Origin of the sequence: Lactobacillus sp. A27 (assembly GCF_016742815.1) — a bacterium.
GTDB classification, from domain to species: Bacteria; Bacillota; Bacilli; order Lactobacillales; family Lactobacillaceae; genus Lactobacillus; species Lactobacillus gallinarum.
Genome location: NZ_JAEHNT010000071.1, coordinates 1 through 262, shown reverse-complemented (window position 1 = coordinate 262; position 262 = coordinate 1). Strand labels below are relative to the sequence as shown.

Annotated in this window: 1 protein-coding gene; it reads right to left on the bottom strand. The window is 45.8% G+C overall.

Annotation, left to right across the window (positions count from 1 at the left end; translation table 11 throughout):
* Positions 1 to 262, bottom strand: a 262-nt coding sequence (locus JEM49_RS08430; RefSeq protein ID WP_446720537.1) for a mucin-binding protein, incomplete at both ends; no start/stop codon positions are given.

Here is a 262-nt window from a genome sequence, read left to right as displayed (position 1 = left end):
TGTGCAACCTGACTCTTATCAGGCGTATAGCCTGCTACTTCTGGCGTACCAACCGAGGCAAAGTTCTGATCAGCTACATCGTTCCACTTCGTCTTACCAGTCACTAAGTCTTTAGTTCCTGTCTGAGTAAAGTGAACGCTTTGCGTTACAGCACTTGGCGTCTTATTACCAGCACCAGTGTAGGTAATCGTACGAGTGACAGTATCTTGACGACTATCTGGGTTGGTAGCGTGAGTAAAGTGGACATCATATAATTGCATTG